This is a genomic window from Bradyrhizobium sp. CCBAU 45389, from assembly GCF_028128625.1.
Classification (GTDB): Bacteria; Pseudomonadota; Alphaproteobacteria; order Rhizobiales; family Xanthobacteraceae; genus Bradyrhizobium; species Bradyrhizobium liaoningense_B.
Map to the genome: position 1 here is coordinate 367,853 of NZ_LBIY01000095.1, position 25,341 is coordinate 393,193.

The 25,341-nt window shown below is 64.7% G+C and carries 19 protein-coding genes and 1 pseudogene; 9 read left to right on the forward strand and 11 right to left on the reverse strand.

Going from position 1 to position 25,341, the window contains the following annotated elements; genetic code table 11:
• Positions 1-248: 248 nt before the first annotated feature.
• Genes XH79_RS28820 through XH79_RS28830 form a run of 3 tightly spaced genes read left to right on the forward strand, consistent with a single transcriptional unit; the run spans position 249 to position 3,491 of the window.
• The gene (locus XH79_RS28820; RefSeq protein ID WP_271583793.1) at positions 249-1,301 is read left to right on the forward strand and encodes an Ldh family oxidoreductase; all 1,053 of its coding nucleotides are present in this window, start codon (positions 249-251) and stop codon (positions 1,299-1,301) included.
• A gap of 21 nt (positions 1,302-1,322) precedes the next feature.
• On the forward strand, positions 1,323-2,690 hold the full coding sequence (locus XH79_RS28825; RefSeq protein WP_271583794.1) for an LLM class flavin-dependent oxidoreductase: 1,368 nt from the start codon (positions 1,323-1,325) through the stop codon (positions 2,688-2,690).
• Between the two features lie 15 nt (positions 2,691-2,705).
• Positions 2,706-3,491: a fumarylacetoacetate hydrolase family protein gene (locus XH79_RS28830; protein WP_271583795.1), complete on the forward strand. Its 786-nt coding sequence runs from the start codon at positions 2,706-2,708 to the stop codon at positions 3,489-3,491.
• A 185-nt stretch (positions 3,492-3,676) separates the two neighbouring features.
• Here the strand turns inward: XH79_RS28830 and XH79_RS28835 are convergent, their stop codons facing one another.
• Positions 3,677-4,132, reverse strand: a complete 456-nt coding sequence (locus XH79_RS28835; RefSeq protein WP_130365525.1) for an Lrp/AsnC family transcriptional regulator — start codon at positions 4,130-4,132, stop codon at positions 3,677-3,679.
• Positions 4,133-4,286: 154 nt separating this feature from the next.
• Here XH79_RS28835 and XH79_RS28840 point away from each other — a divergent pair, with 154 nt between their 5' ends.
• Both XH79_RS28840 and iaaH read left to right on the forward strand, forming a co-directional pair.
• The gene (locus XH79_RS28840; protein ID WP_271583796.1) at positions 4,287-7,736 is read left to right on the forward strand and encodes an indolepyruvate ferredoxin oxidoreductase family protein; all 3,450 of its coding nucleotides are present in this window, start codon (positions 4,287-4,289) and stop codon (positions 7,734-7,736) included.
• Between the two features lie 78 nt (positions 7,737-7,814).
• Positions 7,815-9,245 carry an indoleacetamide hydrolase gene (iaaH, locus tag XH79_RS28845; protein WP_271583797.1) on the forward strand — a complete coding sequence of 477 codons (1,431 nt, stop codon included), beginning with the start codon at positions 7,815-7,817 and terminating at the stop codon, positions 9,243-9,245.
• 132 nt (positions 9,246-9,377) lie between these two features.
• Here the strand turns inward: iaaH and XH79_RS28850 are convergent, their stop codons facing one another.
• On the reverse strand, positions 9,378-10,289 hold the full coding sequence (locus XH79_RS28850; RefSeq protein ID WP_212341998.1) for a LysR family transcriptional regulator: 912 nt from the start codon (positions 10,287-10,289) through the stop codon (positions 9,378-9,380).
• A 300-nt stretch (positions 10,290-10,589) separates the two neighbouring features.
• Here XH79_RS28850 and XH79_RS28855 point away from each other — a divergent pair, with 300 nt between their 5' ends.
• The 3 genes and pseudogenes from XH79_RS28855 to XH79_RS28865 all read left to right on the forward strand — a co-directional run bounded on the left by XH79_RS28855 (position 10,590) and on the right by XH79_RS28865 (position 13,981).
• A complete protein-coding gene (locus XH79_RS28855; RefSeq protein WP_271583798.1) occupies positions 10,590-11,768 on the forward strand; it encodes an HlyD family secretion protein in 1,179 nt (392 codons plus the stop codon).
• A gap of 118 nt (positions 11,769-11,886) precedes the next feature.
• Positions 11,887-13,492: pseudogene (locus XH79_RS28860) on the forward strand (MDR family MFS transporter).
• Positions 13,493-13,519: 27 nt separating this feature from the next.
• Positions 13,520-13,981: a carboxymuconolactone decarboxylase family protein gene (locus XH79_RS28865; RefSeq protein WP_212342004.1), complete on the forward strand. Its 462-nt coding sequence runs from the start codon at positions 13,520-13,522 to the stop codon at positions 13,979-13,981.
• 139 nt (positions 13,982-14,120) lie between these two features.
• Here XH79_RS28865 and XH79_RS28870 read toward each other — a convergent pair whose 3' ends face one another.
• The 6 genes from XH79_RS28870 to XH79_RS28895 form a co-directional block, all read right to left on the reverse strand.
• Positions 14,121-14,981, reverse strand: a complete 861-nt coding sequence (locus tag XH79_RS28870) for a D-amino-acid transaminase (protein ID WP_271583799.1) — start codon at positions 14,979-14,981, stop codon at positions 14,121-14,123.
• Positions 14,982-15,166: 185 nt separating this feature from the next.
• The gene (locus XH79_RS28875) at positions 15,167-15,898 is read right to left on the reverse strand and encodes an amino acid ABC transporter ATP-binding protein (RefSeq protein WP_018648485.1); all 732 of its coding nucleotides are present in this window, start codon (positions 15,896-15,898) and stop codon (positions 15,167-15,169) included.
• A gap of 12 nt (positions 15,899-15,910) precedes the next feature.
• Positions 15,911-16,603 (reverse strand): amino acid ABC transporter permease, encoded by a 693-nt coding sequence (locus XH79_RS28880; protein ID WP_018648486.1) that lies wholly within the window; start codon positions 16,601-16,603, stop codon positions 15,911-15,913.
• A gap of 4 nt (positions 16,604-16,607) precedes the next feature.
• On the reverse strand, positions 16,608-17,339 hold the full coding sequence (locus tag XH79_RS28885) for an amino acid ABC transporter permease (protein ID WP_271583800.1): 732 nt from the start codon (positions 17,337-17,339) through the stop codon (positions 16,608-16,610).
• 121 nt (positions 17,340-17,460) lie between these two features.
• Positions 17,461-18,372: an amino acid ABC transporter substrate-binding protein gene (locus XH79_RS28890; protein WP_271583801.1), complete on the reverse strand. Its 912-nt coding sequence runs from the start codon at positions 18,370-18,372 to the stop codon at positions 17,461-17,463.
• 100 nt (positions 18,373-18,472) lie between these two features.
• Positions 18,473-19,858: a M20 family metallopeptidase gene (locus XH79_RS28895; protein ID WP_271583802.1), complete on the reverse strand. Its 1,386-nt coding sequence runs from the start codon at positions 19,856-19,858 to the stop codon at positions 18,473-18,475.
• Between the two features lie 253 nt (positions 19,859-20,111).
• Between XH79_RS28895 and XH79_RS28900 the strand changes: the two genes are divergently transcribed.
• Positions 20,112-21,491 carry an LLM class flavin-dependent oxidoreductase gene (locus XH79_RS28900; RefSeq protein ID WP_271583803.1) on the forward strand — a complete coding sequence of 460 codons (1,380 nt, stop codon included), beginning with the start codon at positions 20,112-20,114 and terminating at the stop codon, positions 21,489-21,491.
• Between the two features lie 252 nt (positions 21,492-21,743).
• On the opposite strand, the gene XH79_RS28905 is transcribed toward XH79_RS28900, so the two are convergent.
• The 3 genes from XH79_RS28905 to XH79_RS28915 form a co-directional block, all read right to left on the reverse strand.
• A complete protein-coding gene (locus tag XH79_RS28905; protein WP_271583804.1) occupies positions 21,744-23,405 on the reverse strand; it encodes a thiamine pyrophosphate-binding protein in 1,662 nt (553 codons plus the stop codon).
• Between the two features lie 107 nt (positions 23,406-23,512).
• Positions 23,513-24,016 (reverse strand): GFA family protein, encoded by a 504-nt coding sequence (locus XH79_RS28910; RefSeq protein ID WP_212342018.1) that lies wholly within the window; start codon positions 24,014-24,016, stop codon positions 23,513-23,515.
• 157 nt (positions 24,017-24,173) lie between these two features.
• Complete coding sequence (locus XH79_RS28915; protein ID WP_271583805.1) at positions 24,174-25,301, reverse strand: alkene reductase; 1,128 nt, start codon at positions 25,299-25,301, stop codon at positions 24,174-24,176.
• Positions 25,302-25,341: the final 40 nt, after the last annotated feature.

A 25,341-nucleotide genomic window follows, 5' to 3' on the forward strand; every position in this document is an offset into this window, starting at 1 on the left:
TATGAACGGCGATCGCCTAAGTGGTCGTTATTCCGCCGGGCAAACCGTCGATCAAAGTGAACGAGCTGCGAACGGCCTCCGCAAAACTGTCGGGAATACCGCCGCACGGGACGAAGCTTCGACGAAAGGCGTGTTCCGTTTACGAATTTGCAGCCCTGTATTGGTTTACGGGAGATTGATATCGCGGCTCTGCTTTGAGACGATGGCCCCCAAGCTGCCTGTTAAGGGCACCAAGCCGGGGAAACGCCATGCCGCTCGTCAGGGCCGACCGCCTCACGCGCATCAGCGCCGCGCTGCTCCAGGCGGCCGGGGCTTCCGAGGAGGAAGCCGACGCCGTCGCGACCGGCTGCGTCAACGCCAATCTCGCCGGCCACGACTCCCACGGCGTGATCGCCGTTCCCACCTATATCGACCGCATCAAGGCAGGGCACATCGTGCCCGGCGCGAAATGGACCATCGTCCAGGAATCTCCGACCACGACCGTGATCGACGGCCATTGGGGGTTTGGCTTCCACGTCAACGCCAAGGCGATGGCGCTGACCATCGAGAAGGCGAAGACGGCGAACGTCGCCGCCTGCACCGTGTTCCGGCAGAGCCATGTCGGCCGCCTCGCCGCCTATCCCTTGATGGCGATGCGCGAAGGCATGATCGGGATTGCGACGGCGGATTCCGGCCGCTCGCCGAAGCACGTGGCGCCGTTCGGCGGCAAGGAGGCGAGGCTCGGCACCAACCCGATCTCGATCGCGGTGCCGTCCGACCTCGATGCGCCGTTCTATCTGGACATGGCGACCTCGGCGGTCGCTGCCGGCAAGATCCAGCTCGCCGTCGCGCGTAGCGAGGAGATCCCGACCGGCTGGATCATCGATGCCGAAGGACGGCACACCACCGATCCGACCCAATATCGCAAGGGCGGCGCGCTGCTGCCGCTCGGCGGCACCGAGGGCTACAAGGGCAGCGGCCTCGCCGCCATGGTCGAGGTGCTGTGCGGCCTGCTCACCGGTCTCGGTTTCGGCGTCGAGCCCACGGGGCGGCACAATGACGGCTGCTTCATGGCCGTGTTCAACGTCGCCGCGTTCCGCCCGCTCGAGGAGTTCAGGCGCGAGGTCGCCGAATTCGCGCGCTATCTGAAGTCGACCCCGCCGTCCGAGGGCAGCGCAGGCGTCTACTATCCCGGCGAGATCGAGGGCGTGCGCGAGCAGCAGCGCCTGCGCGACGGCATCGAGGTCGAGGATGCGACCTGGGAGAAGCTGTGCGCGCTGGCGCGCGACTACCGGCTCGACACCGTCCTTGGCCTCGCCTGACGCTATCAGGAGAACAGCAGCATGAATCGGCAGATGGTATTGGTCGGCTTCCTCCAGGCGCAAAACTGCACCAACTTGCCGAGCTCCTGGCGGCATCCGGACTCGCGCGACGACTCCATGTCCGCGGATTACTATCAGGAGATCGCAAAGATCCTCGAAGCCGGCAAGTTTCACATGGCCTTCTTCGACGATCGCCTGGCGATGCCGGACCGCTACGGCAACGACCACGCCCACACCGTCGAATACGGCATCCGCTGCGTGAAGATGGACCCGCTGATCGTGCTGACGACGATGGGCATGGTCACCGAGAGGCTCGGCCTCGGCGCAACCTGCTCGACCACCTACTACGAGCCCTTCGACGTCGCCCGCCGCTTCGCGACGCTCGATCTGATGTCGGGCGGGCGCGCGGGGTGGAACGTCGTGACCTCGCTCAATGATGGCGAGGCGCTCAACATGGGACGCGACTCCCATCCCGAACATGATTCCCGCTACGACAAGGCCGACGAGTTCATGGAGGTCGTGCTCGGCCATTGGGACACCTGGGAGGACGGCGCGATCATCATGGACAAGACAAGCGGCCGCTTTGCCGATCCCAGCAAGGTGAAGCGGCTCGATCACAAAGGAGCGTCCTTCAAGTCCCGCGGGCCGTTCACCGTGCCGCGGTCGCAACAGGGCCATCCCGTCATCATCCAGGCCGGCGCATCGGGTCGCGGCCAGCGCTTTGCCGGGCGATGGGGCGAGGTGATCTTCACCGCCGCGCGCAACCTCGCCGCCGCCAAGGAAGGCTATGCGGCCGTGCGCAATGAGGCCGCCAAGGCCGGCCGCGATCCCGACCAGATGTTTCTCTGCAATCTGACGACGCCGGTCTGCGCCGCAACCAAGGCGGAGGCCGAGGACAAGATGGCGCTGATCAACAAGCTGCCGCTGCAGATCGACGCGCTGTCGCTGCTCGCCGAAGCGCTCAACTACGACTTCGCCTCCAAGGATCTCGACGAGCCCCTGACGACGGAGGACTTGAAGAGCATGCAAGGCATTCTGGGCATTCGCGACGGCGTGCTGAAGAATTCTGGCAAGAGCAATCCGAGCGCGCGCGACTTCGTCACCTTCTCCGGCCGCGGCCAGGTGCAGGACGCCATGGTCGGCGGGCCGAAGGAGATCGCCGACAAGCTGGAGGAAATGTTCGTCGAGCGCGGCTGTGACGGCTTCGTCATCGCCGCGACCTATGTGCCCGGGTCCTATGCCGACTTCGTGCAGCACGTCGTGCCGGAATTGCAGCGTCGCGGCCTGTTCCAGAAGGACTACCGCGGCAAGACGCTGCGCGAAAATCTCGGGCTCAAGCGGCCGGCCGCCGGGGCCTGGAAGGTGCAGCCGCGCGACGCCGCGGAGTAACGACGAGGACACACTATGCGCTGGCTGAAATTCACCGCCGCGGGCAAGACCTCCTGGGGGATCATTGAGGGCGATCAGGTCATCGCGATCGACGGCGATCCCTTTGGCGAATGGCAACGCAGCTCGCGCACGCATCCGCTTGGCGACGTCAAGATCGAGCTGCCGCTGATCCCGCGCACCTTCTATTGTGTCGGCCTGAATTACCTCAAGCACCTGAAGGAAGCCGCCGACAAGCGCGGCGAGGTGCCGGCCGTGCCTGATAGGCCCGAGATCGGCTACCGCGCGCAGAACGCGCTGATCGCCCATGATGAGGAGGTCGTGATCCCGTCCCTGGCGACGGACAAGATCCACTATGAAGGCGAGCTCGTCGTCGTCATCGGCAAGAAGGTGAAGCATCTCACCAAAGAAAACGCGATGGATTGCGTGTTCGGCTACACCATCGGCAACGACGTCAGCGAACGCAGCTGGCAGAAGGCAGATCGCAGCCTGTGGCGCTCGAAAAACGCCGACACCTTCAAGCCGATGGGCCCGTGGATCGAGACCGAGGCGAATCTTGCCAGGATGGAGACCATCGTCCGGGTCAACGGCAAGGAGACCAACCGCTTCTACACCAACGACATGATCTTCGGCGTGGTGCCGTTCCTGGTCGAGTTGACCAAATATTTCACGCTATGGCCCGGCGACGTGATCTGGATGGGCACCGATGGTGCCTCGCCCGACATCAAGCACGGCGATGTCGTGGAGATCGAGATCACCGGTGTCGGCACGTTGCGGAACAGGTTCGTGCGGGAGCAGCGGTGACAAAAGTGCCGTAGGGTGGGCAAAGCGTAGCGTGCCCACCAACCTTCGCAGATCGAGCGAGATGGTGGACACGGCGCAAGAGCGCCTTTGCCCACCATCTTTCCGACGTCGTGAAAGAAATCGTGGGCACGCTTCGCTTTGCCCACCCTACGAGAGCGGTGCGAGCACACGGCACTTCCCGTGCCTCAAAACGGCAGCGCCACGCTCGTCTTGATCTCCTTCAGCACCACGTTGCTGCGGACGTAGCGGATGCCGGGAATGCGGAACATGAACTCGTCGAGGAAGCGGTTGTAGGCCGCCATGTCCTGCACCACGACGCGCAAATGATAGTCGGCATCGCCCGTGGTCGCGAAACATTCCAGCACCTCGCGGCGCGTCGTGACCCTGGCCACGAATTCGTCGACGAACTTCGCATCGTGCCGCTCCAGCGAGACGTGGAGGATGGCCGACATCGTAAATCCCGCCTGCTCGCGCGCGACCAGCGCCGCGTAGCCCTGGATGACACCGCTCTCCTCCAGCGCCCGCACCCGGCGCCAGCAGGCCGAGGTGGACATGCCGACCTCGTCTGCGAGTTGCTGGTTGGTGGCGCGGCCGTCCTTCTGGAGGTGGGCGAGAATCCGCGTGTCCTGCTCTTCGATCATGGAAGCCTCCCAAGTCGGGAATCTCTACCAGATTTGATCGCCCTGCGCAAAATTCTACCGAATTCGTGATCATGACGGGATAAATAGGTAAGACCTACCAGCCTCCCAGGCATAACCTTCCATCATTAGGGCAGGATGCCGCGCGAGGTCCGCCATGGACGTCATTCCGTCACTCGACACTTACGATCTCTCCGATCGCTATGATCGCGAGGAGGGCCGCGTGTTCCTCACGGGCACGCAGGCCATCGTCCGCATCGCGCTCGACCAGGCGAGGCGCGACCGGGCGAACGGACTCAACACCGCGGGCTTCATCTCCGGCTATCGCGGCTCGCCGCTCGGCGGCGTCGATCTCGAGCTGTGGCGCATCCAGGAGCGGTTGAAGCGGGACCGCATCGAATTCCTCCCCGCAGTGAACGAGGACCTCGCGGCCACGGCGGTGCTCGGCTCGCAGCAGGTCGAAACGCAAGCCGACCGCGAGGCCGATGGCGTGTTCGGTCTCTGGTATGGCAAGGGCCCCGGCGTCGATCGTTCCGGCGACGCGCTCAAGCACGGCAATGCCTACGGCTCCTCGCCGCATGGCGGCGTGCTGGTGGTCGCCGGCGACGACCACGGCTGCGTGTCATCGTCGATGCCGCACCAGTCCGACGTCGCCTTCATGAGCTGGTTCATGCCGACGCTGCACCCGGCCGATGTCGGCGAATATCTGGCGTTCGGCGAATATGGCTACGCGCTGAGCCGCTTCTCCGGCATGTGGGTCGGCTTCAAGGCGATCTCGGAGATTGTGGAATCGGGCGCATCCGTCGCGCTGCGCCCGCCACGCCCCTTCCGCGCGCCCGACTTCACGCCGCCGCCGGGCGGCCTGCATTATCGCTGGCCCGATTTGCCGGGTCCGCAGATCGAGGAGCGGCTGGAAGCGAAGAAGCACGCGGTCTATGCCTTTGCAAAGGCCAACCCGATCGATCGCCACATCTACGACATCCCCGGCGCGACCTACGGCATCGTCACGACAGGCAAGGCGCATCTCGATTTGATGGAAGCGCTGCGGCTGATGGGCCTCGATGAAACGACCTGCCGCAGCATCGGCATCGACGTCTACAAGGTCGGCATGGTCTGGCCGCTGGCGTTGCATGACGCCATGGACTTCGTGAAGGGCAAGCGCGAGATCCTCGTGGTCGAGGAGAAGCGCGGCATCATCGAGAGCCAGTTCAAGGAATATTTTTACGATTATCCCGGCAGCAAGCCGGAGCGCATGGTGGGCAAGCATGACGAAACCGGCGCTAGGCTGATCTCCTGGATCGGCGAATTGTCGCCGCGCGCGCTGGCGAGCGTGCTGGCGCGCAGGCTTGATCCGATGTTTCCGGGACTCAATCTTGCCGCCCGCGCAGCCGCCTTGATGCCGGAGGCCGCGCGCACGATCAACGTCGCGGGCGCAACGCGCACGCCCTATTTCTGCTCCGGTTGTCCGCACAACACCTCGACAAAGGTGCCGGAGGGATCGAAGGCGCTGGCCGGCATCGGCTGCCATTTCATGGCGAGCTGGATGGACCGCGAGACCTCGTCGCTGATCCAGATGGGCGGCGAGGGCGTGAACTGGGCGGCGTCATCACGCTTCACCGGCCACAAGCATGTTTTCCAGAATCTCGGCGAAGGCACCTATTATCATTCGGGCTCGATGGCGATCCGGCAGGCGATCGCCGCCAAGGCCAACATCACCTACAAGATCCTGTTCAACGACGCCGTCGCGATGACCGGCGGCCAGCCGGTCGACGGTCCCGTCAGCGTGCACGCCATCGCGCACAGCGTCCGCGCCGAAGGCGTTGAGCGCATCGCGCTCGTCTCGGACGATCCCGCGCATTTCAACCCGACGGACCTGCCCGGCGGCGTCACCATCCACCCCCGCGAGGAGATGGATGCCGTGCAGCGCGAGCTGCGCGACATCCCCGGCGTTTCGGTGCTGATCTACCAGCAGACCTGCGCCACCGAGAAGCGACGCCGGCGCAAGCGCGGCCAGATGACTGACCCGAAACGCTTTGCCTACATCAACGACCTCGTCTGCGAGGGCTGCGGCGACTGCTCGGTGGAATCCAACTGCCTCAGCGTCGAGCCGAAGGAGACGCCGTTCGGCCGCAAGCGGCAGATCAACCTGTCGGCGTGCAACAAGGATTTTTCCTGCCTCAACGGCTTTTGCCCGAGTTTCGTGACGGTCGAAGGCGCGACGCGGCGAAAGAAGAGCGCGAGCCAGATCGATGCGGCCGGCCGCGCCGCCACGCTTCCGTTGCCCACGCCCGCCACGCTTGACCGGCCTTACGACCTGCTGGTGACCGGCGTCGGCGGCACCGGCGTGATCACGGTCGGCGCGCTGATCGGCATGGCCGCGCATCTCGAACGCTTTGGCGTCTCGGTGCTGGACTTTACGGGCTTCGCGCAGAAGTTTGGGCCTGTGCTGAGCTATATTCGCCTCGCCGCGAGCCCTGAAGCGCTGCATCAGGTCCGCATCGACCAGGGCGCGGCCGACGCGCTGATCGGCTGCGATCTCGTCGTCAGCTCCTCGCCAAAGGCGTCCGGCACCTATCGCCGCAGCACGCGTGCCGCCGTCAACACCGCGGAGATGCCGACCGGCGACGTCGTTCGCTTCCGTGACGCCGATCTCGCTTCGCCAGCCCGCCTGCGCGCGATCCGGCAGGTGATTGGCGACGGCAACCTCGACACCATCAACGCCAACGCGCTGGCCGAACGGCTGCTGGGCGACGCCGTCTATGCCAACATCATCATGCTGGGTTTTGCCTGGCAGCACGGACTGGTTCCGGTCTCGCTGTTGGCGCTGCTACGTGCGATCGAGCTCAATGGCGTCGCGGTCGAACGCAACAAGCAGGCCTTTGCCTGGGGCCGGATCGCCGCCGCCGATCCGGACTTTCTGCCGAAGGCGGACGATGCGCCGGAAGCCGAGACGCTCGACCAGCTCATTGCCCGGCGCGGCGAGTTCCTCACGGCCTATCAGAACGAGGCCTATGCGACGCGTTACCGGGCGATGGTCGCAAGAGTCCGCAATGCCGAAGCCGGCCTGAACAGCGAGGCGCTGACCGAAGCGGTTGCCCGCGCGCTGTTCAAGCTGATGGCCTACAAGGACGAGTACGAGGTGGCGCGTCTGCACATGCGAAGCGGTTTTCTCGACGCGTTGAAGCGCGAGTTCGAGGACGGCTTCAGCGTCCAATATCACCTTGCCCCACCGTTCCTGTCCTCGCGACGCGACGCTCGCGGCCGGCCGCGCAAGCGCGCCTTCGGCCAGTGGATCCAGATGCCGCTCGCCGCGCTCTCGCGATTGAAGGGATTGCGCGGGACGCCGTTCGATCCGTTCGGCTACACCGCGGAACGGCGCGCCGAGCGAGAGCTGATTGCTTGGTATGAGGGCCTGATCGAACGGATGCTGCGGAACCTCGACGCGACGCATCTGCCAAATCTCGTGGCGATTGCCAAAGGTCCGATGGATATCCGGGGCTATGGCCCGGTCAAAGATGCCGCGATCGTGAAGGTGAAGAGCGAGGTCGAACGGCAGTTCGCTGAACTCGACACACCCTCGCCGGCAAGGATGCACGCCTACGGTTGACGTGGCGTCGCCGAGGCTTCAGCCTCTGAACCCAAGGGGGCGCCCTGATGGCGCCCTTGCAATCGCGGGTGACGCATCATGGATTTCGACCAGTTGACGCTGACCGAGGCCGCGGCCGGCCTCAGCGCCGGGACAATCACGAGCACCGCGCTCACCCGGGAAGCCCTGGCCCGCGCCAAGGCCAACGCCGAGCTCAATGCCTTCGTCACCCTGGACGAGGCCGGTGCCTTGAAGGCGGCAGCGGCGTTCGACGCGACGGGTGATAAGACAAAACCGCTCGGCGGTGTGCCGATCGTGATCAAGGACAATATCGAGGTCGCGGGACTGCCATGCAGCGCCGGCACCCCGGCGCTGAAGGATTACATCCCGAAGGCCGATGCGCCTGTTGTGGCCAAGCTGCGCGCCGCGGGCGCCGTCATCATCGGCAAGACCAGCATGCACGAGCTGGCCTTCGGCATCTCCGGCTACAACACCGCATTCAAGAGCGGTGCCGAATACGGCGTGCGCAACGCCTATGATCGCGCCCTGATCGCCGGCGGCTCCTCGTCAGGCACGGGCGCGGCGATCGGCGCGCGGATCGTCGCGGGCGGGCTCGGCACCGACACCGGCGGATCGGTGCGGGTCCCCGCCGCCCTGAACGGATGCGCCTCGCTGCGTCCGACCGTCGGCCGCTATCCGCAAGAGGGGATCGCGCCGATCTCGCACACCCGCGATACCGCAGGTCCGATGGCCGCGACCATGGCCGACGTCGCCCTGCTCGATCGCGTGATCGCGGGTGGCGATGCGCTTGCGCCGGCCGATCTGAGGCAGGTTCGCGTCGGCATCGTGAAATCGATGCTGGTCAATCTCGATGCCGACACCGAGGCCGCGTTTCAGGCGGCAGTCGCAAAAATGAAGGCGCAAGGCGTCACGGTCATCGAGATCGAGATGCCACGGCTGGCCGAGCTCGACGGCCAGGCCAGCTTTCCCATCGCGCTGTACGAAGCCCATGACGATCTGGTCGCCTATCTCAAGCACACCGGCACCGGCCTCACCATCGAGGCAGTGGCGGAGAAGATTGCCAGCGCCGACGTCAAGGGCACCTATGATGGCCTGGTGATCCCGCGCAAACTGCCCGCGCCCGATAGCTCGCTGGTTGACGCCAAGCCGATCTATGATGCCGCGATCAAGACCGTTCGGCCCGCGCTGCAGGCGTTGTACGCAAGGAGCTTTGCCGACAACCGGCTCGATGCGATCGCCTTCCCGACCACGCCGCGCGTCGCCATTCCCTCCGACCCCGAGTCCAGCAGCCTCGAGAATTTCGGCCTGTTCATCCAGAACACCGATCCAGGCAGCAATGCCGGCATTCCCGGCATCCAGATCCCGATCGCGCTCGGTGCCAGCAGCAGATTGCCGATCGGGCTCGAGCTGGATGGCCCCGCGGGCAGTGATCGCCGGCTGCTCGCGATCGGAATGGCGCTCGACGGAGTGTTTGGACGGCTGCCGCCGCCGCGACTGATGAGATCGTAGGGTGGATTAGCCGAAGGCGTAATCCACCTCTTCTGCTTCCGCGGAGAGAGGCAGTGGTGGGTTACGCCCTGCGGTCTGCGCTTCGCGCAGTTCGCAAGGCTAACCCACCCTACGGCTCTGCCGCCGCGTCGCTCACGAATACGGGTTGATCAGTTTCTGCTGCTCGGCGCTGTGGTGCGCGAGCATGTCGATGAAGGTCCTGACCTTCGCCGACAGATGATGGCGGTGCGGATAGACCGCATTCATGGACAGCTCGACCGTCCGATATTCCGGCAACAGGCGCACGAGGCGGCCGGCTTCGAGGTCGTCCTGAATGAGAAACCCCGCCATCAGGCACACCGCCGCCCCCTCCAGCGCGACCTTCCGCAGCGCTTCACCGCTGTTGGTGACGAAGCTGCCGGAGATGCGTACCGAAGCCGGCGCGCCCTTGCGATCGAGGAAACGCCATTCGTCGCCAAACGGATAGTTCAGGTGACGACCGCAATTATGCGCGGTGAGCTCGTCGAGCTTCTGCACCCGGCCGTGCTTCTCGATGTAATCATGGGAGCAGCACAGCACGTGACGCCAGGTGGCGAGGCTCCGCACGATCAGGCTCGAATCCGGCGGCGGCGTCATGCGCAGGGCAACATCGTAGCCTTCCTCGATGAGATCGACATCGGCCTCGCCCATGCGCAGATCGATCTTGAGCTCCGGATAGGCCGACAGCAGTTTCGCCACCACCGGCGCCACGAACGGCACCATGTGGGTGGCAACGTGAATGCACAGCGTGCCTCGGGGCACCGACTGCAACTCGCTCGCGATGTCGTCGGCCTGTTCGAGATCGGCGAGGATCTGGACGCAGCGATCGTAATAGGCCTTGCCGATTTCGGTCAGGTTGACCTTGCGCGTGGTGCGGTGAAGCAGCCTGACCCCGAGCCGGTCTTCCAGCGCCTGAACGTGATTGCTCACCATGGTGGTCGACATGTTGAGCTTGCGGGCTGCTGCGGAGAAGCCGCCGGTCTCGACCACCCGGCTGAACACTTCGAGGCTCGTCAATCGATCCATGGCCGCCTGATTATCCGCTTCGGATCGATAATCGCGAGAATTCCTCCCGGATCATCAGTTCACACACATGGCGCGTCCCCGCTTGCAGCTTGGCCTGGCAGAGGACGCACGTCTCGGCAGCAATCGCGCGACAGAGGCGGCAATCGCTCTGGGGCAGCCGCGGCCTCGGCCCGGTAGACATCACAAACCAAAGTGACGGCTCCGATTATCCACCCCCAATGGATAATCCTTCCAGAATTTAGCCAATTATCACTGGAGCCGGCAAGACCGATAGTCTCAGCGAGCCGACAGGAGACCGCAATGTCCGAGATGCCCCGCACCGAGACCTTCCAGCAAGCAACTGAAATCACTCGCGATTACGCCAAGGCGCCGGCTGTCCCGGCCCGGAACATGGTCCGGCGCGCGGCCCTGGTGCTCGCCCTCCTCGCAGGCACGGCCACCATGGTCTACTACGGCCACGATTACTGGACCTACGGCCGCTACCTTGAGACCACCGACGACGCCTATGTGAAGGCGGACTCCACGATCATCGCGCCAAAAGTCTCCGGCTACATCGCCAAAGTGCTGGTCGGCGACAACGAGAAGGTCAGGGCGGGCCAGCTCCTCGCCAGGATCGACGACCGCGACTTCAAGGCGGCGCTGGATCAGGCTCGCGCCGACGTCGCCGCCGGCGAAGCCTCGGTGCGTAACATCGATGCCCAGCTCGAACTGCAGCAACCGATCATCGAACAAAGCACGGCCGACGTCGCGGCTGCGGACGCCAATCTGAAATTCGCGCAGGAGGAGCGCGCCCGCTACGACGACCTCATGAAGTCGGGCTCCGGCACGATCCAGCGCGCGCAGCAGACCGATGCGGCGCTGCGCGCCAGCAACGCGCAATTGCAGCACGCGAAATCTGGCCTCGTGGCCGCGCAGCGCAAGGTCGACGTGCTCACCACCCAGCGCGCCCAGGCCACCGCCCAGCTCGAACGCGCCCGCGCGGTCGCGCAGCAGGCGGCACTGAACCTGTCCTATACCGAAATCACCGCGCCGGTGGACGGCACGGTCGGCGCCCGCTCCTTGCGCGTCGGCCAATATGTGCAGGCCGGCACGCAGTTGATGGCGGTGGTGCCGCTCGATGCGGTCTATGTCGTCGCCAACTTCAAGGAGACGCAGCTGACCCATGTGCGTCCCGGCCAGCCGGTCGAGCTGCACGTCGACAGTTTTCGCAACCAGACCCTGCGCGGCCATGTCGACAGCCTGTCGCCGGCCAGCGGACTTGAATTCGCACTGCTGCCGCCGGACAACGCCACCGGCAACTTCACCAAGATCGTGCAGCGCGTGCCCGTGAAGATCGTGCTCGACGATCACAGCCTCACCGGCTTGCTGCGGCCCGGCATGTCCGCGGTGCCGACGGTCGACACGAAGGCGACGGTGCTGGCCGAACGCGAGACGGCCAAGCGTCTCGCCGACAATACGACGCGCCCGAACGGCGGCTGAGGCCGGGAAGCCTCCGCCGGGATTATCAAATCCTGCCGGATGATCTTTCCAGGACTTTCTCGATTATCGAAACCACCCGCCTAACGCATCCTGTCTCCGTACCCGAGACGAGGCTTCCATGAGCACGCTTCAACCAGCCTTCAACGCCGCCGCCACCATCCCCGCCCCTGCCGCTCCCGCGACTCCGGCGGTGCCCGCCAAAACCTGGATCGCGGTGATCGGCGCGACGCTCGGCGCCTTCATGGCGGTGCTGAACATCCAGATCGTCAACGCCTCGCTCGCGGACATCCAGGGCGCGATCGGCGCCGGCATCGACGACGGCGGCTGGATCTCGACGTCCTACCTGATCGCGGAGATCGTGGTGATCCCGCTCTCGGGCTGGCTGGCGCAGGTGTTCTCGATCCGCATCTATCTGCTGACCAATGCGGTCCTGTTCCTGCTTCTGTCCGCGGCCTGCGCGCTGGCGCAAGACCTGCCGCAGATGATCGTGCTGCGCGCCGTGCAGGGTTTTACCGGCGGCGTGCTGATCCCGATGGCCTTCACGCTGATCATCACGCTGCTGCCGCGCGGCAAGCAGCCGGTCGGACTTGCGCTGTTCGCTCTGTCGGCAACGTTCGCGCCGGCGATCGGCCCGACCATCGGCGGCTATCTCACCGAGAATTTCGGCTGGCAGTACATCTTCTACGTCAACCTCGTGCCCGGCGCGATCATGGTCGGCATGCTCTGGTACGCGCTCGAAGCCAGGGAAGCTTTCGCTGCTGCGCGAGGGCGACTGGGCCGGCATCATCACCATGGCGATCGGGCTCTCCGCGCTGCAGACCGTGCTGGAGGAAGGCAACAAGGACGACTGGTTCGGCTCGCCCTTCATCGTCAAGCTCTCGATCATCGCAGCCGTGACGCTGACCGCCTTCCTGGTCATCGAGCTCACGGTGAAGAAGCCGCTGCTCAATCTGCGCCTGCTGGTCCGCCGCAATTTCGGCTTCGGCATGCTCGCGAACTTCCTGCTCGGCATCGCGCTGTACGGCTCGGTGTTCATCCTGCCGCAATATCTGGCGCGCATCCAGGGCTACAATGCCGAGCAGATCGGCATGGTGCTGGCCTGGACCGGACTGCCGCAGCTCCTGCTGATCCCGCTGGTGCCGCGCCTGATGCAGAAATTCGACGCGCGGATCATCATCGGCATCGGCTTCGTGCTGTTCGCGGCCTCGAACTTCATGAACATCTACATGACCAACGACTACGCCGCAGACCAGCTGTTGTGGCCCAACGTCGTTCGCGCCATCGGCCAGGCGCTTGTGATGGCACCATTGTCGGCGGTCGCAACCGCCGGCATCGAGGCGGAGAATGCCGGCTCGGCCTCCGGCCTGTTCAACATGATGCGCAATCTCGGCGGCGCCGTCGGCATCGCGCTGTTGCAGACGCTGCTGACCAAGCGCGAGCAATATCACTCCAACGTGCTGATGCAGTCGGTCTCGGTGTTCGAGCAGGCCACCCGCACGCGGCTCGAGCAGCTCACGCAATATTTCATCAATCACGGCATCCTCGACCGTGCGGACGCGTCGCATCGCGCCTATGTTGCGATCGGCCACATCGTGCAGAAGCAGGCCTATATCTTCGCCTTCAGCGACACTTTCTATCTGCTCGGCATGGCACTGATCGTCGCTCTGATCGCCGTATTCTTTCTGATGAAGCCCGGCCAGGTCTCGGCCGGCGGAGCCCACTGATCCCAACCGGAGAAAAGGAGAACGACCATGAAGCCCCGCATGAATTTCTACCAAGCCGCTCCCGACACCATGAAGGCGCTGATGGCGCTGGAAGAGCAGATCCAGTCGACGGGCCTCGAGAAATCGCTGATCGAGCTGGTCAAGATCCGGGCCTCACAGATCAACGGCTGCGCCTTCTGCATCAACATGCACACCGAGGACGCCCGCAAGCGCGGCGAGACCGAGCAGCGCATTTACCTGCTCAACGCCTGGCGCGAATCCCCGCTCTATTCCGACCGCGAGCGCGCTGCGCTGGCCTGGACGGAAGCCGTGACGCTGATCTCTGAGACGCATGCGCCCGATGACGTCTACGAACAGGTCCGCGCGCAATTCTCCGACGCGGACACGGTGAACCTGACCATGCTGATCGGCGCCATCAATGCCTGGAACAGGATCGCGATTGCGTTCCGCGCGGTGCATCCGGTGAAGGTGAAGGCATCGGTGGCGTAGGCCACAGTATCGCCTTACGCACAGCCTCGTAGGGTGGGCAAAGGCGCACTTGCGCCGTGCCCACGTCTTCTCACGCATTCGCTGAAGGAATGGTGGGCACGCTTCGCTTTGCCCACCCTACGATAGCGGAGTATGACGCTCAGACCGCCGTCGCCTTGGCGAACTCCACATAAATCTCGCGCAGCCGCGTCGCCATCGGGCCGGGCTTGCCGTCGCCGATCTTCTTGCCGTCGAGCGCGACCACCGGCTGCACGAACGAAGATGCGCTGGTGATGAACGCTTCCTTGGCGGAAAGCGCTTCGGCGACGGTGAAGGAACGCTCCTCGACGCGGAGCTGGCGTTCCTCCGCGAGCGCGATCACGGCTTTGCGGGTGCAGCCCGGCAGGATCGCGTTGGAGTTCTGGCGGGTGACGATGACATCGTCCTTGGTCAGGATGAACGCCGTGGACGAGCCGCCTTCGGTCACATAGCCATCCTGCAGCATCCAAGCTTCGCCGGCTCCGGCTTCGGCCGCGGCCTGCTTCGCCAGCACCTGCGCCAGCAGCGCGACGCTCTTGATGTCGCGCCGCTCCCAGCGGATGTCGGGCACCGTAATCACGTTGATGCCGGTCTTTGCCACGGGGGCGTTGATGATGTCCTTCTCCGAGGTGAACATCACCAGGCTCGACTTGACGTCACACTTGGGGAACGGGAAGTCGCGGCCCTTGTCGGCGCCACGCGTGACCTGGAGGTAGACGAGGCCGCTTCCGACCTTGTTGCGCGCGATCAGCTCCTTCTGGATCTCGGTGATGCGCTCGATCGTCTCCGGCAGCTTCAGGCTGATCTCGCCGACCGACCGCTCCAGCCGCGCCAGGTGCGAGGCGTTGTCGACCAGCTTGCCGTCCAGCACGGCCGAGACCTCGTAGATGCCGTCGGCGAACAGGAAACCGCGGTCGAGGACCGAGATCTTGGCTTCCGAGAGCGGGACGAATGAGCCGTTGACATAGGCGAGCGGGTCCAAGGCAGGTCTCCTGGGAGGGGATGGGGATTTGCGCGTGTATACGCCAGTTGGGGGCGCCGATCACCCCTCGTTTCGTCATTCCGGGGCATTCGCAAAGCGAATGAGCCCGGAATCTCGAGATTCTCAGGTGCGCAATTGCGCACCATAGTTCGCCTCTACGAGGCGCCCCGGAATGACGGCGGAGGTCAGTGCGACAGGATCTTCGACAAGAACTTCTGCGCGCGGTCGCTGCGGGGCTTGCCGAAGAAGTCGTCCTTCGGGGCGTCCTCGACGATCTCGCCGCGGTCCATGAAGATGACGCGGTTGGCGACCTTGCGGGCGAAGCCCATCTCGTGGGTGACGACCATCATGGTCATGCCTTCACGGGCGAGGTCGACCATGACGTCCAGCACCTCGCTGACCATTTCGGGATCGAGCGCCGAGGTCGGCTCGTCGAACAGCATGACGATCGGATCCATCGCCAGCGCGCGTGCAATCGCAACGCGCTGCTGCTGGCCGCCGGAGAGCTGCGCCGGAAATTTCTGCGCCTGCTCCTTCAGGCCGACGCGCTCCAGCAGCTGCATGCCCTTGGTGACCGATTTGTCGTGCCCACGGCCCAGCACCTTCTCCTGCGCGAGGCAGAGATTGTCGATGATCTTGAGGTGCGGAAACAGCTCGAAATGCTGGAACACCATGCCGACGCGCGAGCGCAGCTTCGGCAGATTGGTCTTGGGATCGTTGACCTTGGTGCCGTCGACCGAGATGTCGCCGCTCTGGAACGGCTCCAGCGCGTTGACGCATTTGATCAGCGTCGACTTGCCCGAGCCCGAGGGGCCGCAAACGACGACGACCTCGCCCTTGGTGACGCTGGTGGTACAGTCGGTCAGCACCTGGAAGGTCGGGCTGTACCATTTGTTGACGTGGCTGATTTCGATCATGACCGACACGCTCTAGCGAATGATGGCGATGCGCGACTGCAGGCGACGAACGCCGAAAGACGCGATACAGGAAATGGTGAAGTAGACGACGGCGGCGAACAGATACATTTCGACGAGACGCCCGTCGCGCTGCGCGACCTTGCTGGCCGCGCCCAGGAAATCCGGGATCGACAGCACGTAGACCAGCGAGGTGTCCTGGAACAGCACGATGGTCTGGGTCAGCAGCACGGGGAGCATGTTGCGAAACGCCTGCGGCAGCACGACGTAGCGCATGGTCTGGGCGTAGCTCAATCCCAGCGCGCTCGCCGCGGCCGGCTGGCCGCGCGAGATCGACTGGATGCCGGCGCGCATGATCTCGGAGAAATACGCCGCCTCGAACATGATGAAGGTGATGAGCGAGGAGGCGAACGCGCCGACGCTGATCGGACGCGAGGCGCCGGTCACCCACTGCCCGATATAGGGCACCAGGAAGTAGAACCAGAAGATCACCAGCACCAGCGGCAGCGAGCGCATGAAGTCGACATAGAGGCCGGCGATGCGCCCGAGGGTCTTGTAGCCGGACAGCCGCATCAGGGCGATCGCCGTGCCAAAGATCAGGCCGCCGAGCGCGGCGAGCGCGGTCAGCGTCAGCGTGAAGGTCATGCCCTCGTAGAACAGGTAGGGCAGCGACCTGCGGATGACGTCGAAATCGAAACTCCCGAGCATGGCGCTATTTCCCCGTGATGTAGCCGGGGATCGCGACGTAGCGCTCGAGATAGCGCATCGCGGTCACGACGACGGCGTTGACGAGGAGATAGAGGAGCGTCGCGGCCGTGAAGGCCTCGAACACCTGGAACGAGAATTCCTGCATCGAGCGCGCCTGTCCGGTCAGCTCGATCAGGCCGATGGTGATGGCGACCGCCGTGTTCTTGATGGTGTTGAGGAACTCGGAGGTCAGCGGCGGCAGGATGATGCGGAACGCCATCGGCAGCAGCACGTAGCGGTAGCCCTGCACGGTGGTGAGCCCGAGCGCGGTCGCGGCCATCTTCTGCCCGCGCGGCAGCGAACCGATGCCCGCCTGCAATTGCACCGCGACGCGCGCCGACATGAAGAAGCCGACGCCGATCGCCGCCGTCCAGAACGGCGCGTTCGGCAATTGCTTCAGCCACAGGCCGGCGGCCTTCGGCAGCAGTTCCGGCAGCACGAAGAACCACAGGAAGAGCTGCACCAGCAGCGGCATGTTGCGGAAGAACTCGACCCAGCAGAAGCCGAACCAGTAGGAGCCCCGCGACGGCAACGTGCGCATGACGCCGACGATCGAGCCGAAGATCAGCGCGATCACCCAGGCGAGCAGCGCCGTCTTGATGGTCAGCGCCAGGCCCGACAGCAGCATGTCGAGATAGGTGCCGGTCCCCATCGGGTTCGGCTCGAAGAAAATTCCCCAGTTCCAGTGGTAGTTCACGTGTCCCCCGCGCGAACGCGCCCATATTGTCCCGGGCGCCTATGCAAATGTCCGGCCACTCCCTCCAGAATGGCTGGAATTCTTCCCTCTCCCCGCAAGCGGGGAGAGGGAACAGCATATCTTACTTGTAGTCGTCCGGATTCGGCGAATCCGTCGGCTTGGCGAACTCGTTCTTCAGCTCGGCCGAGATCGGCGTGTTCAGGTTCAGTCCCTTCGGCGGGATCTTGGTCGTGAACCACTTGGCGTAGATCTTCTCGCCCTCGCCGGAGGTATAGACCGCAGCGGTCGCAGCATCGACCACCTTCTTGAACGGCGCATCGTCCTTGCGCAGCATGATGCCGTAGGGCTCGGGCTTGGAGAACGCGTCCTTGGAGATCGCATAGTCATCCGGCGACTTCGAGCCGGCGACGAGGCTGGCGAGCAGGATGTCGTCCATGACGAAGGCGACCGCGCGGTCGGTCTCGACCATCAGGAAGGCTTCGGCGTGGTCCTTGGCCGGGATGATGTTGGCGCCGAGACCCTTCGCGACATTAGCTTCGGTGAGCTGCTTGATGTTGGTGGTGCCGGCGGTCGAGACCACCGTCTTGCCCTTGAGGTCGTCGATCGACTTCAGGCCGCTCGACTTCTTGAAGACGTAGCGGCTGGCGGTCAGGAAGTGGGTGTTGGTGAAGGCGACCTGCTTCTGGCGCTCGGCATTGTTGGTGGTCGAGCCGCATTCGAGATCGATCGTGCCATTGGCCATCAGCGGGATGCGCGTCGCGGAGGTCACCGGGTTGAGCTTCACCTCGAGCTTGTCGAGCTTGAGCTCCTTCTTCACGGCGTCGACGATCTTGTAGCAGATGTCCATCGCGAACCCGACCGGCTTCTGGTTGTCGTCCAGATAGGAGAACGGGATCGAGGAGTCGCGGAAGCCCAGCGTGATGGCGCCGGTGTCCTTGATGTTCTTCAGCGTCCCGGTCAGCTCCTGGGCCCCGGCCTGGCTGACGGCGAAGGTCGCGACAAGCGCGAGCCCGATGTGACGGAAATGTTTCACTTTTTTCTTCCCCTTTCAGGATGATGCGGCCGAATGCAAGCACAAATCGGGCCGGATTAGAATGTGACTTTCGGCTGGATGGCGGCTCCAGGTTAACGGCTCAGGCCAGTGGCTTTGGCAATTCCCCGAGATCCCAGAACAGCCCGGCCATCACCGTCAAGGCCTCTTCGGTCAATGGCAGCAGGATGTGCTCATTGGGCGCATGCTGGGAGCAGCCGGGATAGGAGTGCGGGACCCAGATCGTCGGCAGGCCCAGGATCTCGGAAAAGACGTCGTTGGGCAGTGAGCCGCCGAAATTCGGCAAAACAGCCGGCGCCTTGCCGGTGGTCTCCTGCACCGAATCCGCGGCCCATTTGATCCAGGGGCTGTCGAAATCGGTGCGTGAGGCGGCAAAGCTCTGGGCCGCCCGAACCTCGACCATCGGAAAGCCGCGTCCCACCAGATGCGCACGGATGGCGTCGATCAGGCCGTCGATCTTGGTGCCGACCACGAAACGCAGTTGCAGCACGGCATTGGCATGGCCGGGAATGGCGTTGGCCGGCTTCTCGATATTGCCCGAGGACATCGCCAGCACTTCGAGCGTGTTCCAGGCATAGAGCCGCTCGGCCGCCGACAAGCCCTCCTCGCCCCAGTTCTCGGCCAGCGCCGGCTCGTCCGCGGTCGGCACCACCTCGACGTCCGCAAGATAGCTGCGGATCTGGTTGGTGAGCCGCGGTGGCTTCAGGGCCTCGAGCTGGAGGCGGCCGTGACCGTCGACCAGCGTCGAGATCGCGTTGACCAGGATGGTCGCGGGGTTGGCGAGCACGCCGCCCCAATTGCCGGAATGATGGCCGCCATCGCGCAGGTTCACGTCGAGGTGGATGCGGATGCCGCCGCGGCAGCCGAGGAAGAGTGTGGGGCGATCTGCGGACAAGCGCGGGCCGTCGGAGGCCATGAACAGGTCGGCCTTGAGCGCGTCGCGATTGAGATCGCAGACCTTGCCGAGATCGGGCGAGCCGATCTCCTCACCCATCTCGACGATGAACTTGGCATTGAAGCCGAGCTTGCCGCCGCGCGCGTCGCGTACCGCACGCAGCGCTGCCATGTTGATGCTGTGCTGGCCCTTGTTGTCGGCGGTGCCGCGACCATAGAGCCGCGTGCCCGCAACCGTCGTGCGCCAGGGATCGCGGCCGTCGCGCCACTCGCCTTCCATGCCATCGACGACGTCGCCATGGCCGTAGACCAGCACGGTCGGCGCGGACGCACTTTCGTGGTACTCGGCGAACAGGAACGGTGCCTTGCCGCTCGGGGATTCGACGATGCGGCTGGTGAAGTCGAGCGCAGCGAAAGCCGGCTGCATCTCCTGTTCCAGATAGGCGCGCAGCTCGGGGCCACGCGAGGGATTCTGGCTCTCGGTCTTGTAGGCGACGCGACGGTCGAGTTCAGCGAGGAACGCGCCGGATTTGAAATCGTCGCGGGCGCGGGCGATGGCGTCGGCTCTGGTCATTGCTTTCATTTTCAAGGTTTCGACGCGGGCGAACGTAGCGGGCTACATAGGCCGTCGAAAGTGGCGGGGAGTTGGATCGTTCTTGGGTAGTTCTTGTGATTTCGTTCTTGCTCTCTTGAGATTGGCTTGCCAAGCGCGGCAGCACCGCTGATTTTGACCTTGCCAATATCCCAACATATGCAAGAACTTCGCCAGATTGGGGCGCACATCTATCATTCGAAGAGCGCTCAGTACAGGGCGCCGAGGGACCAGCATGGCCAAAGAGATCAGGCTCAACGCCTTTGCGATGAATTGCGTCGCACACCAGTCACCGGGCCTTTGGACCCATCCTCGCGACCGCACAGCCGAATATAACCGCCTGCCCTACTGGATCGATCTGGCCAGGACGCTGGAGCGCGGCCGCTTCGACGGGTTGTTCCTGGCCGACGTGCTCGGCGTCTACGACGTCTATGGCAACAGCCCTGACGCAGCCTTGCGCAATGCAGCACAGACGCCGTCGAACGAGCCGCTGCTGCTGCTGTCGGCAATGGCCGCGGTGACGAAAAATCTCGGCTTCGGCGTCACCAGCAATCTGTCGTTCGAGCCGCCCTACCCGTTCGCGCGGCGGATGTCGACGCTGGATCATCTCACCGAGGGGCGGATCGGCTGGAACGTCGTCACCGGCTATCTCGACAGCGCCGCGCGCGGCGCCGGCAAGGACAAGCAGACCGGACATGACGATCGCTACGACATCGCCGACGAATATATGGAGGTCGTCTACAAGCTCTGGGAAGGCAGCTGGGAAGACGACGCCGCGCTGCGCGACCGCAAACGCGGCATCTTCACCGATCCCGCAAAAGTCCATCGCGTCAATCATGAGGGCGCGAACTACCGCATCAACAACACCATTCACCTCAGCGAGCCGTCGCCGCAGCGCACGCCCGTGCTGTACCAGGCCGGCACCTCGCCGCGCGGCCGGCAGTTCGCCGCGCGCCACGCCGAATGCGTGTTCATGTCGGGCCCATCGGCCAAGGTGATCGCGCCGCGCGTCTCCGCGATCCGCCAGGAGGCTGCCGCGCTCGGCCGCAACCCGGCCGAGATCCTGATGTTCTCGATGATGACGATCATCCTCGGACGGACGGAAGACGAGGCGAAGGAAAAATACGCCGACTATCGCCGCCATATCAGCGCTGAAGGGGCGCTGGCGCTGATGTCGGGTTGGACCGGCGTCGACTTCTCCGGCTACGACCTCGACCAGCAGGTGCGTCACGTCCAGAACGATGCCGGCCGCAGCGCGATGGACAACGTCACCCGCGCGGACCCCGATCGGGTCTGGACCGTGCGCGACGTCATCGAGCATGTCGGCATCGGCGGCGCCGGTCCTGTCGTGGTCGGCACGCCCGAGATGGTCGCGGACAAGATCGAGCAATGGTTCGAGGCCACCGACGTCGACGGCCTCAACGTCGCCTTCGCGATCTCGCCCGGCGATTTCGAGGACATCGCCGACATGCTGGTGCCGGAGCTGACCAAGCGCGGACGGTATAAGCCGGAATATGCGAAGGGCACGCTGCGGGAGAAGCTGTTCGGCGGCGGACGCGCGCGGCTCGATGCGCCGCATCCGGCGGCGGGGTATCGCGTGGGGAAGACGGGGTAGCTGCTGCTTGCCGCTTTTCCGGATCGTCGCTGCGAGCTGCGCTTCATTGCGCGATCTGCCGAACTGCACCCGCGGACACCGCTGCGTTCCCTCCCCCCTTGCGGGGGAGGGTTAGGGAGAGGGGTGCCACACGGGGACTCTCTCTGCAGCGCACGACCTGTTCTCGACGACGGCGACACCGCCTCCTGGGCTACCCCTCTCCCCCGCCCTCCCCCACAAGGGGGGAGGGAGCAGAGCGGAGCGCGCGGCGCCCTACACCTTCCCGTCCACCATCACCTCGATCAGCTTCGTCCCCGGCCGATTGAACGCCGATGACAGCGTCGCCTTCAGCTCGCGGGGATCACTCACCTTGATTGCCTCGCAGCCGAGCGCCCTGGCGACGCCCGCAAAATCCACGGGCGGATCGACAAAGTCCATGCCGACGTAATTGTCATCGCCATGGAAGGCGAGGAGGCGCTGCTTGATGATGCGGTAGCCGCCATTGTTGGCAATGACGGCGTTGAGCGGCAGCTTGTGATGCGCCGCGGTCCACAGCGACTGGATCGAATACATCGCGCTGCCGTCGCCGGAGAAGCACACCACGGGACGATCCGGATTGGCGATGCTGGCACCGACGGAGGCCGCCAGGCCCCAGCCGATGCCGCCGGAAGCAAGCCCGTGATAGCCGTAGCGATCACGGTGCGGACGTAGCGCCGTGACCTGGCGGCTGGAGGTGAGTCCTTCATCGACGAGGATGGCATGGTCGGGCATGGCCTCGACCATTTGCAGCACCAGAAAGTCGGGATCGATGGGGTTGCGGCCCGCACTCTTGCCGATCTGCTCGACCAGTGCGGCGCGGCGCGCGCTCCAGTTCTTCGGCGCAAGCTCGGCGAGACGCTGTTTCGCGCGGCTCGTAAGTGTTGTGCCGCCCATCTCCTTCAGCACCGGAATCAATGCGCGCAGCGTTTCCTTAACGTCAGCCTTCAGCGCGATCTCGGCGCCGTAATTCTTGGCGATCTCCCAATCGACGAGGCCGATCTGCACGATGCCGAGACCGTCAGGCAGCGCATCGACCTCGCTATAGACCGACATCCGCAAGGGATCGCCACCCAGCGCGATCAGGAGATCGTAAGGCGCGAGCGTATCGCGCGCCGCCTTCTGCACGCGCGCCAGCGTGCCGACGAAGCTCGGGCTCTCCGAGAGGAAATGCGAGCCATAGGGCGTCGAGGATTGATAGGCGGCCGCGCCGAGCAGCTCGGCCAGTTCAGCGGCCTCCTTCAGCGCGTCGCTCTTCACCACCTCGTCCATGGTGACGACCACGGGGCGCTCCGCCCTAAGCAGCCGTGCTGCGAAAGCCCGGAGCGCTTCGTCCGATGGTTTGGTGCGCGCATCGATGCGAGTGGACCGGCCGAGATCGATCCCGGCTTCGCTGTTGAGGATGTCGCCGGGCAGCGAGATGAACACCGGCCCGGTCGGCGGCGTCATCGCGACCTTGGCGGCGCGGCGCACGATGCGCGGCAGGTCCTCCAGCCGCGTCACCTCGACCGCCCATTTCACCAGCGGCTCGGCCATGCGCACCAAGGGGCCATAGAGCACCGGCTCCATCAGGCCGTGGCCCTGCTCCTGCTGGCCCGCGGTCAGGATCATCGGCGTTCCCGTGAACTGGGCGTTGTAGAGCGAGCCCATGGCATTGCCGAGGCCGGGCGCGACATGGACGTTGCAGGCGACGAGCTTTCCCGAGGCGCGGCTGTAGCCATCGGCGATCGCGACCACCAGGCTCTCCTGCATCGCCATCACATAGGTGAGATCGGGATGATCCTTCAGCGCATGCATGATCGGCAATTCGGTGGTGCCGGGATTGCCGAACAGGTGCGTGATGCCCTCGTCCTTGAGCAGCGCGAGAAAGGCGGAGCGGCCGGTGATCTTGTTCTTCATGTTTCCTCCAGGAGCGGTCGTTGCCGCAAGGACTGAAAGCATGATGGCCGAAGTCTTGGGATACGCGCAAGGAAGCGCGGTCATGGCTGCGTTGCGCGGGAGCGGAGCTACATCTCCTCGCGCCCGAGCTCGAACGGATCCTCGCCGCTTCCGCGCTTCTTCTTTTTCGAGCGCTGCCAGACCACGCCGGGAAAGCCCTTCAGCGGCACCAGGGGCTCGCCGGTATAGGCCCATTCCTGCAGCTCCTCGATCGCGATGTGATAGAGCGGCTGGCGTCCGGTGCGTTCTTTGAATAAGGCACGCGGGATGTTGACCATGTGCGGGCCGCGCGGGCGTTCGTACATGACCGGCGTGCCGCAATGCGAGCAGAAGCTGCGCGCGGTCTTCGTCGCCTTGTCCTCGTAACGGGTCAGCGCGGTCTTGCCGGAGGTGATGCGAAAGCGCTTCTTCCAGCTGCCGATATAGGTCGCGTAAGCCGCGCCGTGGGCGCGGCGGCTACCGGCAGAATGATCATGCCACGCCCAGCGCGCGGGGACGTCGATTTCGAACGTGACCTTGCCGCAGAGGCACTGGCCGGTGGCTGTTCCTGCGGCGGCTGCGGCTTTGGCCATGGAAGTCTCTCCGTCGTCATTGCGAGGAGCGACCATACACGATTGTCATTCCGGGGCGCGACGAAGTCGCGAGCCCGGAATCCATTGGGCGGCAAGCGAAGACGTGAGATGGATTCCGGGTTCGATGCTGCGCATCGCCCCGGAATGACGGGAGAGGTCAGGCCGGCGTCAGTTCGTCATACACCGGATAATCCGTATACCCCTTCTCCTCGCCGCCGTAGAACGTCGCGCGGTTGTACGGCGTGATCGGATAGTCGTGCTCCAGGCGCCGCGGCAGATCGGGGTTGGAGATGAAGATGCGGCCGAACGCGATGATGTCGGCGTGTCCCTCGGCAATCGCCGCATTCGCGGTCTCGCCGGTGAAACCGCCGGCGGTCATCAGCACGCCGCTGTAGTGCGGGCGGAACAGCACCATCGCGGAGGGCACGTTCTCCCAGTGGACGTCGGCGCGGCCGGCGCCGCTGGAGCGCGGCTCGATGAAATGCAGATAGGCGAGACTGAGCTTGTCGAGCGCCTTCACCACGTGCGTGTAGAGCGGCATCGGATCGGGCTCGCCGGAATCATTGGCGATGCCGTGGGGCGACAGCCGCACGGCGACGCGGTTGGCGCCCCAGACGTCGATCGCGGCCTGCGTGACCTCGAGCAGCAGCCGCGCGCGGTTCTCGATTCCGCCGCCATATTGATCGGTGCGCTGGTTGCTGCGCGATTGCAGGAACTGCTCGAGCAGATAGCCGTTGGCGCCGTGGATCTCGACGCCGTCGAAGCCGGCGGCGAGCGCGTTCTTCGCGCCCTGCCTGAAAGCCTCGACGATGTCCTTGACCTCCTCCATCTCCAGCGCGCGCGGCGTCTCGTAATCGGCGATCTTGCCGTCGGCCGTCATCGCCTTCATGCCCTCGGCCTTGATCGGGATCGCCGAGGCCGAGACCGGCAACTCGCCGCCGTGGAAGGAGGAATGCGAGACGCGGCCAACATGCCAGAGCTGGAGGAAGATGATGCCGCCCTTGGCGTGCACGGCATCCGTCACCTTGCGCCAGCCGGCAATCTGCGCCTCCGAATAGATGCCGGGCGTCGCCGGATTGCCGCGGCCGTGCGAGAGCACCGGCGAGGCTTCGGCGATCAGCAAACCGCCCTTCGTCGCGCGCTGGCCGTAATATTCGGCGTTGAGCGGCCGCGGCGAAAAGCTCTCGCGCTCGGCCCGCATGCGCGTCAACGGCGCCATCGCGACGCGATGCGCGAGCTTGTACGGACCGACCTGCAACGGTCTAAACAACGCCTCGAATTTCATGCGGACCCCGGATGGCTATGGAAGGATGCGGATCATATAG